This window comes from Iocasia fonsfrigidae (assembly GCF_017751145.1).
GTDB classification, from domain to species: Bacteria; Bacillota; Halanaerobiia; order Halanaerobiales; family DTU029; genus Iocasia; species Iocasia fonsfrigidae.
Genome location: NZ_CP046640.1, coordinates 2,090,960 through 2,106,691, shown reverse-complemented (window position 1 = coordinate 2,106,691; position 15,732 = coordinate 2,090,960). Strand labels below are relative to the sequence as shown.

At 33.9% G+C, this 15,732-nt stretch carries 17 protein-coding genes; 14 read left to right on the top strand and 3 right to left on the bottom strand.

All coding sequences use genetic code 11. The features are described from left to right. Positions 1-10: 10 nt before the first annotated feature. The 9 genes from miaA (at position 11) to GM661_RS10025 (ending at position 6,709) form a co-directional block, all read left to right on the top strand. On the top strand, positions 11-964 hold the full coding sequence (gene miaA, locus GM661_RS10065; RefSeq protein ID WP_230866744.1) for a tRNA (adenosine(37)-N6)-dimethylallyltransferase MiaA: 954 nt from the start codon (positions 11-13) through the stop codon (positions 962-964). A 363-nt stretch (positions 965-1,327) separates the two neighbouring features. Further along, entirely contained in the window at positions 1,328-2,338 is a 1,011-nt protein-coding gene (locus tag GM661_RS10060) for an AAA family ATPase (protein ID WP_125990501.1), read from the top strand. Beyond that, on the top strand, positions 2,331-2,936 hold the full coding sequence (locus GM661_RS10055) for a GTPase domain-containing protein (RefSeq protein ID WP_230866743.1): 606 nt from the start codon (positions 2,331-2,333) through the stop codon (positions 2,934-2,936). Before GM661_RS10060 ends, GM661_RS10055 begins: the two co-directional genes overlap by 8 nt. Continuing rightward, entirely contained in the window at positions 2,929-3,507 is a 579-nt protein-coding gene (locus GM661_RS10050; RefSeq protein ID WP_230866742.1) for a hypothetical protein, read from the top strand. The genes GM661_RS10055 and GM661_RS10050 overlap by 8 nt, the downstream gene beginning before the upstream one ends. Next, positions 3,504-3,674: a hypothetical protein gene (locus GM661_RS10045; protein WP_164522251.1), complete on the top strand. Its 171-nt coding sequence runs from the start codon at positions 3,504-3,506 to the stop codon at positions 3,672-3,674. Before GM661_RS10050 ends, GM661_RS10045 begins: the two co-directional genes overlap by 4 nt. A 97-nt stretch (positions 3,675-3,771) precedes the next feature. After that, on the top strand, positions 3,772-4,002 hold the full coding sequence (hfq, locus tag GM661_RS10040; RefSeq protein ID WP_125990498.1) for an RNA chaperone Hfq: 231 nt from the start codon (positions 3,772-3,774) through the stop codon (positions 4,000-4,002). 16 nt (positions 4,003-4,018) lie between these two features. Further along, entirely contained in the window at positions 4,019-4,870 is an 852-nt protein-coding gene (dapF, locus tag GM661_RS10035; RefSeq protein WP_230866741.1) for a diaminopimelate epimerase, read from the top strand. A gap of 13 nt (positions 4,871-4,883) precedes the next feature. After that, a complete protein-coding gene (locus GM661_RS10030; protein WP_230866740.1) occupies positions 4,884-6,050 on the top strand; it encodes an LL-diaminopimelate aminotransferase in 1,167 nt (388 codons plus the stop codon). A gap of 32 nt (positions 6,051-6,082) precedes the next feature. After that, positions 6,083-6,709: a tetratricopeptide repeat protein gene (locus GM661_RS10025; RefSeq protein WP_230866739.1), complete on the top strand. Its 627-nt coding sequence runs from the start codon at positions 6,083-6,085 to the stop codon at positions 6,707-6,709. A gap of 65 nt (positions 6,710-6,774) precedes the next feature. Here the strand turns inward: GM661_RS10025 and serA are convergent, their stop codons facing one another. Next, positions 6,775-8,361: a phosphoglycerate dehydrogenase gene (gene serA / locus GM661_RS10020; protein WP_230866738.1), complete on the bottom strand. Its 1,587-nt coding sequence runs from the start codon at positions 8,359-8,361 to the stop codon at positions 6,775-6,777. A 303-nt stretch (positions 8,362-8,664) separates the two neighbouring features. Between serA and GM661_RS10015 the strand changes: the two genes are divergently transcribed. From GM661_RS10015 to GM661_RS10000, 4 genes are all read left to right on the top strand, one after another. Beyond that, a complete protein-coding gene (locus GM661_RS10015; RefSeq protein WP_230866737.1) occupies positions 8,665-9,441 on the top strand; it encodes a histidinol-phosphatase HisJ family protein in 777 nt (258 codons plus the stop codon). Between the two features lie 267 nt (positions 9,442-9,708). Continuing rightward, a complete protein-coding gene (locus GM661_RS10010) occupies positions 9,709-10,713 on the top strand; it encodes an ABC transporter substrate-binding protein (protein ID WP_230866736.1) in 1,005 nt (334 codons plus the stop codon). A gap of 28 nt (positions 10,714-10,741) precedes the next feature. Further along, positions 10,742-11,506, top strand: coding sequence for an ABC transporter ATP-binding protein (locus GM661_RS10005; protein ID WP_230866735.1), 765 nt, complete (start codon positions 10,742-10,744; stop codon positions 11,504-11,506). Next, positions 11,499-12,329 carry an ABC transporter permease gene (locus GM661_RS10000; protein ID WP_125990491.1) on the top strand — a complete coding sequence of 277 codons (831 nt, stop codon included), beginning with the start codon at positions 11,499-11,501 and terminating at the stop codon, positions 12,327-12,329. The genes GM661_RS10005 and GM661_RS10000 overlap by 8 nt, the downstream gene beginning before the upstream one ends. A gap of 66 nt (positions 12,330-12,395) precedes the next feature. Here the strand turns inward: GM661_RS10000 and lexA are convergent, their stop codons facing one another. Further along, positions 12,396-13,022, bottom strand: coding sequence for a transcriptional repressor LexA (gene lexA / locus GM661_RS09995; RefSeq protein WP_125990490.1), 627 nt, complete (start codon positions 13,020-13,022; stop codon positions 12,396-12,398). Between the two features lie 220 nt (positions 13,023-13,242). Here lexA and GM661_RS09990 point away from each other — a divergent pair, with 220 nt between their 5' ends. After that, complete coding sequence (locus GM661_RS09990; protein ID WP_230866734.1) at positions 13,243-13,548, top strand: LysM peptidoglycan-binding domain-containing protein; 306 nt, start codon at positions 13,243-13,245, stop codon at positions 13,546-13,548. Positions 13,549-13,965: 417 nt separating this feature from the next. On the opposite strand, the gene GM661_RS09985 is transcribed toward GM661_RS09990, so the two are convergent. Next, complete coding sequence (locus GM661_RS09985) at positions 13,966-15,693, bottom strand: ABC-ATPase domain-containing protein (RefSeq protein WP_407929661.1); 1,728 nt, start codon at positions 15,691-15,693, stop codon at positions 13,966-13,968. Positions 15,694-15,732 lie beyond the last annotated feature (39 nt).

The following is a 15,732-nucleotide window of genomic DNA, read 5'->3' as shown; positions in this document are numbered from 1 at the left end:
AGTTGATTTGATGGAAAGTTGTAAGAGGTATCCCTTACTTGTTTTACTTGGCCCTACAGGTGTTGGTAAGACAGGTCTTTCTCTGAAAATAGCCAGAAGAATGAAATTTGAAATTATATCAGCTGATTCTATGCAGATTTATCGAGGGATGGATATTGGTACTGCTAAAGTAAGTAATGAGGACAGAAAAGTTGTAAGACACCATATGATAGATATTATTGAACCTGATGATGATTTTTCAGTTGCTGATTATAAGACATTGGTAGATAAATTAATTCCAGAGATAGTTAAACGGGGAACAAGACCAATGCTGGTAGGTGGAACAGGTCTATATATTAAATCAGTTATGCGGGGTTTTTTATTTCCGGAGATGAAGATAAATAAAAAATTGCGTAGTCAACTCTTTCAAGAAGCTGAGGATAAGGGTAATATATATATTCATAACAAATTAAAAGAGATAGACCCTGAGCTGGCAGATAAATTACATCCTAACGACCTTAGAAGGGTTATCAGGGGAATTGAGGTATATGAAGAAACAGGTAAAACTACTAGCTATTTTAAGAAAAAACAGACTGAAACACCTGATAGGTATAAATCATTAAAGATCGGTCTACATAGGGAACGCAGTGAATTATATAAGCGGATAAATCAACGCGTTGATAAAATGATAGAAGATGGCTTAATTGAAGAAGTGGAAAGATTATTAGAGGATGGTTTTAAGATAAGTGGTACTGCTCTACAGGGTTTAGGATATAAAGAAATTATTAGTTATCTAAAGGGGGAATATGACCTTGCTGAAGCTGTCAGGGTATTAAAACGTGATACCAGACACTATGCTAAAAGGCAGTTAACCTGGTTTAGAAGGGATAAAAGCATAAAATGGATCAACCTATCACTACTTGATTCTGAAGAGGTTTTAAAGGAGATAATTAATTATATCAATGAGAGCGAATTATTTTTTTAGCAATTCGATAATTATAATCGGATTGTTTTTTTGTTATTAAGTAAATTATGCGATTTAGAAATTGTGGATAACTTTGAAGACCGACAGATATATTTGTTTTCCTTGTCGTGCGCTGCGGTGTCCTACCTCCGCTTACTGTCGAGAAATTATCCTCCAGCGTCCTGCCTACGGATAATTTCTAGAGTCGTCCAACAAATATATCTGTCTGGATTATTAAAATTAGTTAACTTTGTGTAAGAAATATTCCTAAGTAAAAATTAATAATTATTGATTAAGTCTGGATGGCGAAGCCAATTTCTAATTAACATATTTTGTTATTAATGCATATAATGTAGATGTATCCTTAAAAATGGGGTGATAAAAATGTATCATCCTCAAGATAATTTAAACCACAATATAATAATTGACCGTTTTAAAAAAGGTGAAATAAGTATTTCCAGGGCATTTTCATTATTGATGGGTAGTTCTGAAGAACTTAATAATAAAAACAACATAGAAACTCACATCTCATATCAGAAAATAGACAGACAGATAACTGAGGTAAAAGAAAATAAGCTTGAGCAAGTATTAGATGAAATGGATGCCCTGATAGGCTTAAATGAAGTAAAAAAACTTGTTCGTGAATATCTGGCCTTTCTGCAGGTTCAAAAATTAAGGGAAAGCTATCAACTTAATAGTCACGCAATTGTGATGCATATGATCTTTAAAGGTAACCCAGGCACTGGTAAAACCACTATGGCAAGGTTAATAGGCAGGATATTTAAAGAAGTAGGTTTTCTTAAAAATGGTGATTTACTGGAAGTTGAGAGGTCTGATTTAGTAGGCGAGTATATTGGGCATACTGCCCAGAAAACAAAAAAATTAATTCAGAAGGCCTTAGGTGGAGTACTTTTTATTGATGAAGCATATTCCCTTGCCAGGGGTGGTGAAAAGGATTTTGGTAAAGAGGCTATTGATACAATGGTTAAGATGATGGAAGACCATAAAGATGAATTAATTATCATTCTGGCAGGTTATTGTCATGAAATGGATTTTTTCCTTGATACAAATCCTGGTTTGAAATCCAGGTTTGCCCTCCAACTGGATTTTCCAGATTATTCGGTGGATGAATTAGTAAAGATTGCAGAAATAATGTATAAGCAGCGCGAATATATATTAGATAAAGAAAGCAAACATTTTATTTACCGGGTTTTGACAGAGATACTTAATAATGAAGGAGAAATAAGTGGTAATGCTAGAACAGTCAGAAACCTTGTGGAGAAATCTATTAGACAACAGGCTTTAAGAATAATCAAGGCAAACAAAATAAACCGTAGGGAGCTAATATACATTAGAAAAGAAGATCTGGCCTGGGGGGAGGGCAAACATGAGTGAATGTCTTGTTACAGGTTTGCCTAATGTGGGGAAGACCTGTTTTGTCATTAATTTTGCAGAATATATGGGTTTAAAGGAATTGAAATTTAATGTTCGACAGACAGCTGGTTATACCTCGATAACAACTTTTTCACCTGTTGAAGCCAGAAGAAAATTAATCTCAGTAGATAGTAATTATACAAGGGAAATTCAGTCAATAAAGATGGAAATACCTGTGGGTAAATCTTTTAAAGAGTTGAATATCATTGACAGCTGTGGTTTGAGCAGTGGAATAAATCCAGATGAAGAGGTGAGATTAGCTATGGCTAAAACGATAAGACTTTTAAGAGAGAGTAAAATGGTTTTACATATTATTGATATTACTAATATAAGAACTACATCTGACGAAGTTCTATTTCCTGTTGATAAATTGATCATGGATTATGCCTCTCTGGAGAAAAATTATGCTGTCTTAGTTAATAAAATGGATTTATCATCTTCCTACACTAATTTGGAAGTATTACGGGAAAAGATAAGGGATAAAATAATTATACCGATATCAGCATTATATCAGACTGGTTTTAAAGAAGTAAAGAAATTGGTGTTAAGCTATGTTTGAAAGGTTGGCTGGTGTAATTTTAATTGGCTTTGTGATCAAGATGATGGATGACTTTTTAGACCAGGAGATTGATATTTTACAGGGGGATTGGAACCTTACATCTGTCCTGAAGAAAGGAATTTTACCATATTCATTAGTTATAATGATTTTTGCCCTTCATCTTAATTTTGCTGAATCAGTAAGTTATTTTTCTGCAAGTTATCTCTTAGGGATGTCCTCAACAGCTGCTGATAAACTACCTTCCAGGCTCAGGGGATGGCAGGAGGGACTAATTCTTATTGTCATAGCAATCTATCTTACAAGTTTAAGAGAGGTAATTACCTCAATAATATTAGTCTTAATTCTGCAGTTTGTTGATGACTATCTGGATTATAAAAAGGAAATTTATATCAAAAAAGATAATTTGATAAATAAACTTGGTCATCTCAATGGATTGATCATCTTTATAATTTTATTTATTTTAGTTTTTAATTTCTGTTTGTTAAAAATGATTTATTTTTCACTTGCCTCCTGTATTATTTATTTAAGTCTCTGGCTTTTAAAAAAATATCAAATAGGTAGGTCAATATGATATATTTTATTATATTTTTTCTGGCTGCTATCTTAGTTGCTTATAATCTTGGGGTGCGTAATGGTAGAAAACAGGGGAAAGAATTAGGTATCAGGGAAGCAGAACTGGTAATATTAGAAAATAGTATGGAAGAAGGTAAATGCATTATTTGTGATAGGAGTAATTGATATTATTTAACAAAAGTTAAAAATTAATATTATAAGCAGGATTTTTCATTAAATTGTAGAAAGTAAATATAACAGGGGTAAAGGAGGTATTAGTTTTATGAAACAACAACTAAATCTACAGGATAATATTTTAAATGCTGTGAGGAAGAAAAAGATAGGGGTTACCATTTTTCTAATGAATGGCTATCAACTTAATGGTATGGTTGCTGGTTTTGATAACTTCACTATTATATTAAAAAATGACAAAAAAACACAAATGGTATATAAACATGCAATTTCAACTATTATTCCTCAAGAAGAAATTGAAGACATATTTAAAGTAGAATAAGAAGGTTGGCGAAAATATGAAGATCAAATTTTTAAAAGCACATGGTGCAGGTAATGACTTTGTGATGGTAAAGGGATTTGAATCTGCTCAAATTGATTATAATAAACTGGCTGTTAAACTTTGTGATAGACATTTTGGGATTGGTGGAGATGGGTTAATAGTAATCCTCCCCCCTGAAAGTAATAAGTATGATTTCAGGATGAGAATCTTTAACTCAGATGGTAGTGAACCAGAGATGTGTGGTAATGGTATCCGTTGTTTTGCTCATTACCTCCATCAATATGGTTTAACAGCTGAAAAGCTATTAAAAATCGAAACCCTGGCTGGTATAATTACACCTGAAATACTGAAAATTGATAATAAGACAAGCCAGGTCAGGGTTAATATGGGCAGACCACATTTTAAAACAGAGGAAATACCAGTTAAAATTGATAATACCTCTGATTATATTAAGGAATATCCTCTGCTTGTTGATGGGGAGGAGCTATTAATTAATTGTGTTTCAATGGGTAATCCACATACTATTATTTTTGAAGAAGAACTGGATAAATTTCCACTTGAAATATGGGGTCCGAAACTGGAAAATCATAAAGTCTTCCCTGAGAAAAGCAATGTGGAGTTTATTAAGATAGTTAATAGGTCTGAGATTATAATGAAGGTATGGGAAAGAGGTGCTGGAATTACGCTGGCCTGTGGAACTGGTGCCTCTGCTGCTGTTGTAGCTGGTATAAAAAATGCTTATCTTGATAATGAAGTCCTAGTTCATTTACCAGGTGGAGACCTAGTAATTGAGTGGTCAAATCAGGATAGTGGTGTTTATATGACAGGACCAGCTGAAACAGTATTTGAAGGAGAAATAGAATTATAGGAGGGAAATTATAATGGAAAATTCAGATAGGATAAGAAATTTACCACCATATTTGTTTGCAGAAATTGATAAAATGATTGCTAAGGCTAAGAGTAAAGGTAAAGATGTAATCAGTTTTGGTATTGGTGATCCAGACCTGCCAACACCAGATAATATTGTTAATAAAATGATAGAGAGTGTTAAAGACCCATCAACACATAGTTATCCTTCATATGAGGGTTTATATAATTATAGAAAAGCAGTAGCTGACTGGTATCAAGATAATTATGAAGTTGACCTTGATCCTGATAAAGAGGTTGTTTCATTAATTGGTTCAAAGGAAGGTATAGCACACTTGCCTTTCTGTTATATCAATCCTGGTGACCTGGCTCTGGTTCCTGACCCTGGGTATCCAGTATATAAAACAGCTGTTTTGTTGGCTGGTGGAGAACCGGTTATGATGCCACTGTTGGAGGAAAATGATTTTTTACCAGACCTTGATAAGATTAGTAAAGAGACTGCTGATAAGGCAAAATTACTCTATATAAATTACCCTAACAACCCTACTGGGGCAGTGGCCAGTGAAGAATTTTATAAAAAAATAATAGAATTTGCCCGTCAACATGATATTATTATTGCCCATGACGCCGCCTATAGTGAAATAGGACTGGCTGGTTATAATCCACCCAGTTTTATTCAGTTTGAAGGTGCTAAAGAAGTAGGTATTGAATTTAACTCTCTTTCCAAGCCTTTTAATATGACTGGTTGGAGGGTCGGCTGGGCAGTTGGTAATGAAGATGTAATAGAAGCCCTGGGAAGGATTAAAACCAATATCGACTCTGGGATTTTTGAAGCAGTACAGTATGCTGGAATAGAAGCCTTGAAAAATTCTAAAGAAAATATTGCCAGGATGAATGAAATATATACCAGAAGGCGTGATCTGCTGACTAAGGGTTTAAATGACCTGGGTTGGAAAATAAAAGCCAATAAGGCCAGTTTTTATATCTGGGCAAAAGTCCCCCAGGGATATAGTGCTGCCGATTTTTCTACATATGTCTTTGAAAACACCGGAATATTCTTTACACCTGGTAATGGATATGGTGAATATGGAGAAGGCTATGTAAGAATTGCTTTAACTGTCAAAGAAGAAAGGATAAAAGAGGCTTTACAGAGACTTAAAGACAGCAAGATAGAATTTTAATATTAAGCACAGTTTAGTTGTAGCATCAGGGGGTGGCATTAATTAAAAAAACTATTTTTCTTCTTTTATTATTTTGTTTTATGATAACTTTGCCTATTAACAAAATATATGCAGTAGAAAAAGTAGACTGGAATAGACTCAAAGAAGATAGTCTGCAATTGGTAGAGAAAGAACCTGATAATATCATGGCCAAATTTCGCTATAGTATTGCCTTAGCAAATCTGGGGATGATTGAAGAGGCCTTAGATACCTTTGAAGAGATAGAGGATACTGTTTCAATAGATGAATTTAATCAGGTGGTTTCTCCTTATTTAGAGGGGATTACTCTACAGAGTGAGGATATATTATCATTAAATTATGCTGCCTTCGGTGCTTCGATTAACAAAGAATATACTATTTCAATAGATTATTTTAAACGTATTATTGAGCTTGAACCAGATAATATCTGGATACGGAATTATCTTGCTCTGGTATATAAGGAAATTGATAATAATGAACTTGCTATTGAAACCTGTGAAAAAGCCCTGGAAGTGAAAGAGAATGAGCATTCACGACTAATTTTGGCGGTTATATATTATGATACCGGTCATTATATCAAGGCTTTTTTCCAGGCGAATAGGGCTGGTAGTCTTGTGAAGAAACTATTAAGGGATGATTGATTAAAAAAAGCTGTCTCATATTTTAAATGAGACAGCTTTTTTAGAATTTAGAATTAAATTAAATTTTATATTTCAAGGAAGGTTAATTCATTTAAGTTGAGTTCATCTTTGATCTGGGACATTATTTCATCACTTGGTTTGGTATCTGTTTGGATTAACATAATTGCTTGCCCTTGTTCTTTTTTGCGGCCGACCTGCATGCTGGCGATATTGATATTTTTATCACCTAAAATAGTACCTACCTTACCAATAATACCTGGTCTATCCTGATAATTTGCAACCAGGAATTTTCCATTTAGATTAAGGTCAACCCTGAACCCATTAATCTCTATAACCCTATGTCCGATAGAAAGAGATGTTCCAGCAATACTATATTCATCTTGAGCAGTAGTAATTTTAATCTTGATTATATTATTTAAACCATCTGGTTTATCAATATAACTTTCTTTTACAGAAATATTCCTTTCCTTTGCTACTAGATAGGCATTAACCAGATTAACTCTGTGGTCCAGGATAGGGTCAAGGATATCTTTAAGCAGAGAAGTTGTAAAAGGCTTTAATTGCTGTTCAGTTATTTCACCACCATATTCGACCTCAATATTTTTAATCCTTTCATGTCCTTTCCAGTGGGCCAGAAAATTACCTAATTTATTAATTAACTTTAGATATGGTTTAGCTTTATTCATATCTTTGGAATTAATAGCAAAGATATTTAACGGTGATTCTGGTAATCCACCGTTTTTAAGTACAGATAAGACCTGTTCAGCAGCTGCAATAGAAACATTGTCCATTGCTTCTGTAGTAGTACCGCCAAGATGGCAGGTAACAACTACCTTATCACTATATTTAAAATAAGGATGATTTTCATCAATTGGTTCCTCTTCAAATACATCAATGCCAGCGCCGGCGACCTTGCCAGATTTCAGTGCAGCAACAAGTGCTTCTGTATCAAGATTTTTCCCGCGTGCTACATTTAATACTCTGACATCATCCTTCATTGTAGCAAATTCCTTATGACTTAAAATATGGAAGGTTTCATCAGTAAGGGGAGTATGGAGTGATATATAATCAGATTTTTGTAATACTTCCTCAAAATCTAATAAAGGTACATTTAGGTTTTCTGCTTTTTCAGGTGCTAGGTAGGGGTCATTGGCTATTACCTTCATACCGAGTCCCTGAGCAAACTGAGCGACATAACTCCCAATCCTACCAAGGCCTATAATACCCAGGGTTTTATCCCTGACTTCTGTTCCATTATATTTTTTTCTATCCCAGATACCATTATGTAAAGCATTATTGGCCTGAGGGATATTTCTTGATAGTGATAGTAATAAAGCAATAGTATGTTCTGCAGCTGAAATTGTATTACCAGTAGGTGTATTAAAAACAACTACACCCTTTTTGCTAGCTTCTTCAAGATCAATATTATCATAACCTGTACCAGCCCTGCCGATTACTTTTAGTTTTTCAGCTTTGTTAAGTGCTTCTTTATCCAATCTGGTGAAACTCCTGATAATAATTCCATCATAATCACCTACTATATCCAGAAATTCTTCTCTAGATAATTGATGATTAAAATATACTTCAGCTTCTTTTTCAAGTATTTCAATGCCTGCTTCAGAGATATAGTCACTAACTAAAACCTTAAACATTAACTATTCAACTCCTTAATTTTTACTTGGAAAATAAGAAAAAACTTTCAAATAAATTAAATTATTTACTTAATATTTGAAGAAAGAGTATTAAATTCAGTTTACTCCATTAGACAGCTCCTTCCTGTTCACTACTTTATTTTATAATTATATAAAAATATGTTACTAAATGCAAGTAGAGTGTTATTATTCAGAATATTTTAATGCAAGGTATTTCAAACTGAGAACCTAGAGATAATTTTTGTTTACCTCTAGATTTTAATATGGTATACTCTGTATATAAATGAATAAAGGGGTTGAAAAATGTTTTTAGTAGATTATCATACACATCCTTATGGACATGGGGAACAGGAAATCAGAGATAAATACTCTTATAAATATTTAAAGGAATTTTTATTAATGGCCCAAGAAAAGGGTATTGCCCAGTTAGGCTTTACCGACCATGATGATTATATCGATGCTATCTCCTGGGATATATTAGAGGATTTATCTGCTGAATATCCAGATAAAATAAGGCTTGGTATAGAATTTGATTATAAAATAAATAAGGAAGAATGGATTAAGCAGGTAAAAAACAGGTTTCCCTTAGACTATTCGATCGGTTCTGTACATAGGGTAGGAAACTGGGAAATAGACCATCCAGCATATGTTAGTGAGTATAAAGAATGGGATATTGATGAACTATATATTGCTTATTTTGACCTGGTAGAAAAGGCAGTTTCTTCAGGATTGTTTGAGATTATAGGACATATGGATTTAATAAAGATATTTAATAACCGTCCAGTAGATTTAAATCTCCTGGAGATTGTTGAACCGGTTCTGCAGGCTATCAAGGAAAACAGAACTGTTATTGAAATTAATACCAATGGTTGTAATAAACCAGTAAATGAATTTTATCCTTCAACAGATATTCTCAAAAGGGCTTATGAATTAAAAATACCAATAACAATTGGTTCAGATGCCCACTCCCCGGGTAGAGTAGGTGAGGGTATAAAAAGAGCAGCCAGTTTAGCCCAGAAAATCGGTTATAAAGAAATAACAATTTTTAAAAACGGCGAAAGTTATTCTGTTCCATACTAGGCTACCTTAACTCAGACAAATATATTTACTGGACGACTCTAGAAATTGTCTGGAGGTAGGACACCGGAAGACAATTTCTCGACAGCAAGCAGAGGCAGGACGCCACAGTGCGCGGCAAGGAAAGTAAATATATTTGTCGGCCTTTAGAGTTATCCATAATCTCAAAAAATATTCTTCTTAAAAGACCTGTTGTAACAGGTCTTTTTTCACATATCTGGCTTTTATTACATAGAATATTCTTGACAGATAAATAAAGGGGGTATCTAAGTGATAAAGAAAATTTCTGTTTTTTTTCTTGTTTTATTGTTACTGTCTGTTTTTCATTGTCAAGTATTATCTGCAGAAAATGATCTTAAACCTGTTAGACTTATTGAAGTTGTTCATTCAATCTTTTATGCACCACAATATATAGCAATGGAGAAGGGATTTTTTCAGGATGAGGGGTTAGATATTGAGTTGTTTACTGCCTGGGGTGGTGATAAGGCCGCTGCTTCACTTATGGCAGGTAGTGGTGATATTGCCCTAATTGGTCCAGAACCTTCCATCTATGTCTTTGAACAGGGTGCCAAAGATTTTATTGTTAATTTTGCCCAGCTAACCAGTACAGCAGGTTCATTTCTTGTAGCTAGAGAACCTATGCCTGATTTTAAATGGGAAGATGTAATCAACAAAAAGATTATTGGCAACAGGCCTGGTGGAGCACCACAAATGGTCTTAGAATACTCTCTGAAGGAAAGGGGGATTATCCCTGGTGAAGATGTTGAAATAATTACTAATCTTGATTTTACTGCTAATGCAGGGGCTTTTCTAAGTGGGAGGGGAGATTTTGTACAGTTATTTGAACCAGCAGCTTCTACCCTTGAAGCCGCAGGACAGGGCTATGCGGTAGCATCTTTTGGTAAGGCCGGTGGAAATGTCCCTTATACTGTATATATGGCTAAAGTCAGTTTTCTCAAAGATAATCCAGAGATAATTCAAAGATTTACTAATGCAATCTATAGGGCTCAATTATGGGTTTTGAAACATAATCCTGAAGAAATTGCTGAACTAATTGGATCCTATTTTGAAGAAACTTCTTTAGATATATTAATCAGGGTAATTCAACGCTACCAGGAACAGGGTAGCTGGAGTAATAATCCACTAATAGAAAAAGAAATCTTTGAACACTATGAAGAGATTATAATTATGGCCGGAGAATTAGCTGAAAAGGTAGATTATAAGATGGTGGTTAATACTGAATTTGCCAGAAAAGCTATAGAAATTATAAAATAAAACAAAATAAAAACAGGGGGGATTTATCTTGGATTATATAATTAGACTTGATGGTATTACCAAAAAATATCTCTCTATAAAAGGAGAAACCCTGGCAATAAAAGAAATTAATCTTGCAATAAAAGAAAATGAATTCATCAGTATTGTTGGGCCAAGTGGTTGTGGGAAAACTACATTATTATCAATTATTAGTGGTTTAATTCCTCCTGATAATGGTAGTGTTTATATTAATCAAGGTGAAGTAAAGGATATATGCCCCCTCGTTGGCTATATGTTACAGGAAGACTATTTGTTTGAATGGCGTACTGTCTTTGCCAATGTTAGTCTAGGATTGGAGATAAAAAATATGGTTAATAAAAACACAGATGATATGATAATGAATTTACTGAAAACTTATGGTTTGGAGGATTTTGCTAGACATTATCCAGCTGAATTATCAGGTGGGATGAGACAGAGGGCAGCCCTGGCAAGAACACTTGCCCCGGAACCAGATATTTTATTACTTGATGAACCGTTTTCATCACTTGACTATCAAACAAAACTTACTATGGAAGAAGAGATGGCCAGTATCCTAAAAGATAATAAGAAGACTGTAATACTGGTAACTCATGATATTGCAGAAGCTATTTCATTAGGTGATCGTGTTGTTATATTATCTAATAGACCTGCAGTCATAAAAAAAGAGATTAATATAGAATTTGACAGCAAATTAACTCCAATTCAAAAGAGAAATGTAAAAAAATTCCAGGAATATTTTAATAATATCTGGAAGGAGTTAGACATTTATGTTTAAAAAAATACTATATAAAATATTTGCCATTAAGGCTAAAACCGAAGCCCATGGAGATTATCTTTTTAATCTCCGTAAAAAAAGATTTGTTATTCGTTTACTTCAGATATCAATTCTATTAATTTTTTTTATAAGCTGGGAATTATTGGCCCATTATGAATTAATTAATACCTTTCTGATGAGCCGGCCTGCTAAAATATTGACTCTGTTTATTAATATGTGTCAGAATGGGAAAATGTTTTTGCATATAAAAGTAACCTTGATAGAGGTTTTTATTGGTTTTTTATCAGGGACTATTCTGGGTCTAATCACTGCAGTAATACTCTGGTGGTCAGAATTCTTATATAATCTCTTTGAACCCTATTTAGTTATCTTAAATAGTATCCCTAAAGTAGCTCTAGGTCCAGTAATAATAGTCTGGTTAGGAAATGATTCTACTTCAATTATTATGATGGCACTTCTGGTGTCTATTGTAATTACAATAATAATGCTTATAAATGGTTTTCATGAAGTAGAGGGTAATAAGATTAAACTATTGAAAACACTTGGGGCATCTAAGAAACAAGTCTTATTGAAAGTGGTTTTGCCGGCCAGTATACCAACCATTTTTTCTACAATCAAGGTCAGTACTGGATTATCACTGGTAGGTACAATAGTTGGGGAATTCCTGGTCTCGCAAGCTGGTTTGGGATATTTGATAGTTTATGGAGGTCAGGTGTTTAATTTACATATGGTAATGCTGAGTATTATTATCTTAAGCATTATTGCTGGTTTAATGTATTACCTTATTTTTATCTTAGAGAAGGCAATTATTAAATGGAGGTAAATTATAAGTAATGTAAAATAAAAACAACCCTGGAAATTAAGTGGTTCCAGGGTTGTTTTTATTTTATTAACTTACAAACCTGCGGTAAAGGCCTATTACTTTACCAAGTATGTATACATCTGGAACTATAATTGGTTCCATTGTCTTGTTTTCAGGTTGTAAACGTATATAATTTTTTTCTTTAAAAAAACGTTTGACAGTAGCACCTTCTTCAAGTAAAGCAATGATAATATCTTTATTATTGGCATAGTTCTGACGTTGAGCAATAACATAATCACCATCATAGATGCCTGCTTCAATCATACTTTCTCCACTTATCTCTAACATAAAAAGGTCTTTAGCAGAACTGCTTAGAAACTGTACTGGTACAGGGAAAAAGTCTTCAATATTTTCTTCAGCCAGTATTGGGGCCCCTGCAGTAACTGTACCTACTAATGGTATATCAATCATTTCTTTATTCACATTTTCAATACCATCCTTATTATAAAGGACCTCAATTGCTCGTGGTTTAGAGGGATCCCTCCTTATGTAATCATATTTTTCAAGAGTTTTAAGGTGACTGTGAACTGAGGCGGGTGATTTTAAACCAACTGCATCTCCAATCTCCCGAACAGAAGGGGGATAACCCTTATTTTGAATTTCCTCCTGAATAAAGGAAAGGATAGATTTCTGCCTGTTTGTTAATTCCTCCATAGAATGTTTACCTCCTTGATTATCATTAAAACAATTATAAAGTATAAAAAAATAAGCTATTTATATTTTCTATATAGTATTATAGCATAGAGGGCAAGAAATAGCAAACAGTCGTTCAAGAAAAATCCGGCACACCCTTGACAAAAAAACAAATGTTCTGTTATAATATGAATATAAAGGAACATTTGTTTAGTACACAAGTTTGTTTGGGGGGATGAAAATGTACTATCTAAAGACTAAAAATACATATAAGAGGTCTTTGACTAAGAAAAAACATTTAAGAAAAGTGCTGTTTATTTCAGCAGTTATTTTCTTATTACTATTTATTAACCTTGTTTCATATGGTAGTAAAACCCTTGTTATGGAAAAGGTAATTGTCAAGAAAGGGGATACATTATGGAGTATTGCCAGAAACTACAATGATAGGAATGATGATTTAAGGAAAATTGTAAATAAAATTAAGAAGGCGAATTCTTTAGAAAGTGTAATATTACAACCTGGACAAGAAATTAAAGTGCCACAATAAAATCAAATAATAAATCAGAGAAAATAATCCTTATAGTAAGATAAAGGATTATTTTCTCTTTATTTTTAGAGAAAAGAGAGATAATTATCCACAGGAGTTTATATCTTAAGATTTGACAACAGAAAAAGCTTAATTAATATATAAACTACTATAATATATACCTTATGACAATTAAAAGACAAAATATTTTATTGTTTTGCACAATAAAAAAGATAATCCCTGTCGAATATTCTCTCAATAAAACTTCGCAAAATACTTATTTTGCGAAAATAACATTAAACTGTGGATATCTCACGGAAAAATGTGGATAAATTCAAATGATTGTGGATAATTTATTATGTTTAGAAAATAAAGAAAATATAATAAAGGAAAATAAAACTATGAATAGTTTTTATCGGCTGAGGCTTGGCTTAATCATCAGTAGATAATATCTTTAATTTTAAGTGAACGCAGGCGGTTTAAGGCGCCACCTACTTCATATGGTCGTGGCAAAACGTAAGCCCCAGCGGGACTATTAAAAGGAGAAATAATCTTAAGGCCCTTCTGCTGGAGGTGCTCATATATTCTGTCTAGTATCTCCCTAATAGTTCTTTGCCCATCTATAATATCATTTGTAATGGCATAAGTTAAGATATCGGCAATAGTTTTGCTTTGTTCCTGATTGACTAGTTGTTCCAGGTAAGAAAGATCAATATTTTCTCTCCCGAATTGGATTGTATCCATACCATGGGTTTTAACTTTTATCCGTCCCTTTTTCCGTGGATTAATGCTTGCTGGTTCTGGAATACGTTGACATATCTGGCCGAAAGAAGTATTAAGCTTACTTTCACGTTTAGTAGGTAATTTACTGGCTATATCTTTAACCTCTTCAGTTACGGCAATAGGTCTGTATTTATTCATCATTATAACCCGATCTGCAACATCAAAATAATCTCCGGCTCCACCGACAACCAGGATAGTAGAAACATTGTGTTCATTATAGAGTGGTTTAACTTTATCAATAAAGGGTGTAATCGGTTCATTTTTATCTGCAACAAGTTTCTGCATCCTGGCATCACGGATCATAAAGTTAGTAGCACAGGTATCTTCGTCTATTAATAAAACACCTGCACCTAATTCCAGGGCCTCTATTATATTGGCAGCCTGTGATGTACTACCACTGGCATTATCTGTTGAGAAGTCTTTAGTTGTCTCTCCCTGGGGTAGATTATTTATAAATGGACTGATATCAACCCGTTCTACCCTGCGGCCGTCTTCAGCCCTTATTTTAAAGGCACTATGGCGGGTAACCACATATTCCCGTCCATCACCTGGGATATGATTATAAACCCCTCTTTCAATGGCATTTAAAAGTGTTGATTTGCCGTGATAACCTCCACCGACTATCAGGGTAATACCTTCTTTAATACCCATACCTTTGATTTCACCTTTGTGAGGTAGTTTAAAGCTTAATTCATATTCTGCAGGTGATTGAAAGGGAACGACTTTATTACTGCTTAGCGGCCGATCATCAACACCACTTCTCCGGGGTAAGATAGAACCATCAGCAATAAAGGCCAGCAAGCCCTGTGAAGACAATAATTCCCTTAAGACATGTTGATCTTCAACAACCCTCACATGATTTTCTAAGGCTTGCTGATTTATATTGGCTAAAAAGAGGCTATTTTCAGCAATCTTAGGTATTTCTTTAAAAAAGAGATCCTGTGCCTGGTGTCCAAGTACTCGTCTGCCTTTAGCTGGTAGACCGACTGTTAAACGGGCTTCTATGTAATCTCTGCTAAATTCTACTGATGTCCTTTTTATAACTTCCTGCCCGGTATGGACAATATTTATCCTTCCACTTTTTCCTGATCCTCTATTACCACGGGCATATTTTTTTATATTATTTGTAATAACCCTGGTCAGGTAATCTTCAACAGCTTGAAGCCTAATTTCATTTTCAAAGAGCCACTCCGGAAAATCTTTTATTTTCCCCTTGGTTTTTATAATTACACTGGATGGACTTGCATAGGGGTCACCCTGGACATAAGGAATTCCGATTATAAATTTGCCAAAGTCATAGTAGTTGTTTTGAATCTGCCTATAGGCCTTATAACCCCTTCCATCAATATTGTTTAATTCTTTATAAAGATGTTCTTTGTTCATCATTTTAAATCTAACCTCCGTATAAATACAAAATATATA

Bases quoted from the DNA above. Each gene is read 5' to 3' on its own strand.
- miaA (WP_230866744.1), top strand. From the start codon at position 11: ATGGAAAGTTGTAAGAGGTATCCCTTACTTGTTTTACTTGGCCCTACA.
- GM661_RS10060 (WP_125990501.1), top strand. From the start codon at position 1,328: ATGTATCATCCTCAAGATAATTTAAACCACAATATAATAATTGACCGT.
- GM661_RS10055 (WP_230866743.1), top strand. From the start codon at position 2,331: ATGAGTGAATGTCTTGTTACAGGTTTGCCTAATGTGGGGAAGACCTGT.
- GM661_RS10050 (WP_230866742.1), top strand. From the start codon at position 2,929: ATGTTTGAAAGGTTGGCTGGTGTAATTTTAATTGGCTTTGTGATCAAG.
- GM661_RS10045 (WP_164522251.1), top strand. From the start codon at position 3,504: ATGATATATTTTATTATATTTTTTCTGGCTGCTATCTTAGTTGCTTAT.
- hfq (WP_125990498.1), top strand. From the start codon at position 3,772: ATGAAACAACAACTAAATCTACAGGATAATATTTTAAATGCTGTGAGG.
- dapF (WP_230866741.1), top strand. From the start codon at position 4,019: ATGAAGATCAAATTTTTAAAAGCACATGGTGCAGGTAATGACTTTGTG.
- GM661_RS10030 (WP_230866740.1), top strand. From the start codon at position 4,884: ATGGAAAATTCAGATAGGATAAGAAATTTACCACCATATTTGTTTGCA.
- serA (WP_230866738.1), bottom strand. From the start codon at position 8,361: ATGTTTAAGGTTTTAGTTAGTGACTATATCTCTGAAGCAGGCATTGAA.
- GM661_RS10015 (WP_230866737.1), top strand. From the start codon at position 8,665: ATGTTTTTAGTAGATTATCATACACATCCTTATGGACATGGGGAACAG.
- GM661_RS10000 (WP_125990491.1), top strand. From the start codon at position 11,499: ATGTTTAAAAAAATACTATATAAAATATTTGCCATTAAGGCTAAAACC.
- lexA (WP_125990490.1), bottom strand. From the start codon at position 13,022: ATGGAGGAATTAACAAACAGGCAGAAATCTATCCTTTCCTTTATTCAG.
- GM661_RS09990 (WP_230866734.1), top strand. From the start codon at position 13,243: ATGTACTATCTAAAGACTAAAAATACATATAAGAGGTCTTTGACTAAG.
- GM661_RS09985 (WP_407929661.1), bottom strand. From the start codon at position 15,693: ATGAACAAAGAACATCTTTATAAAGAATTAAACAATATTGATGGAAGG.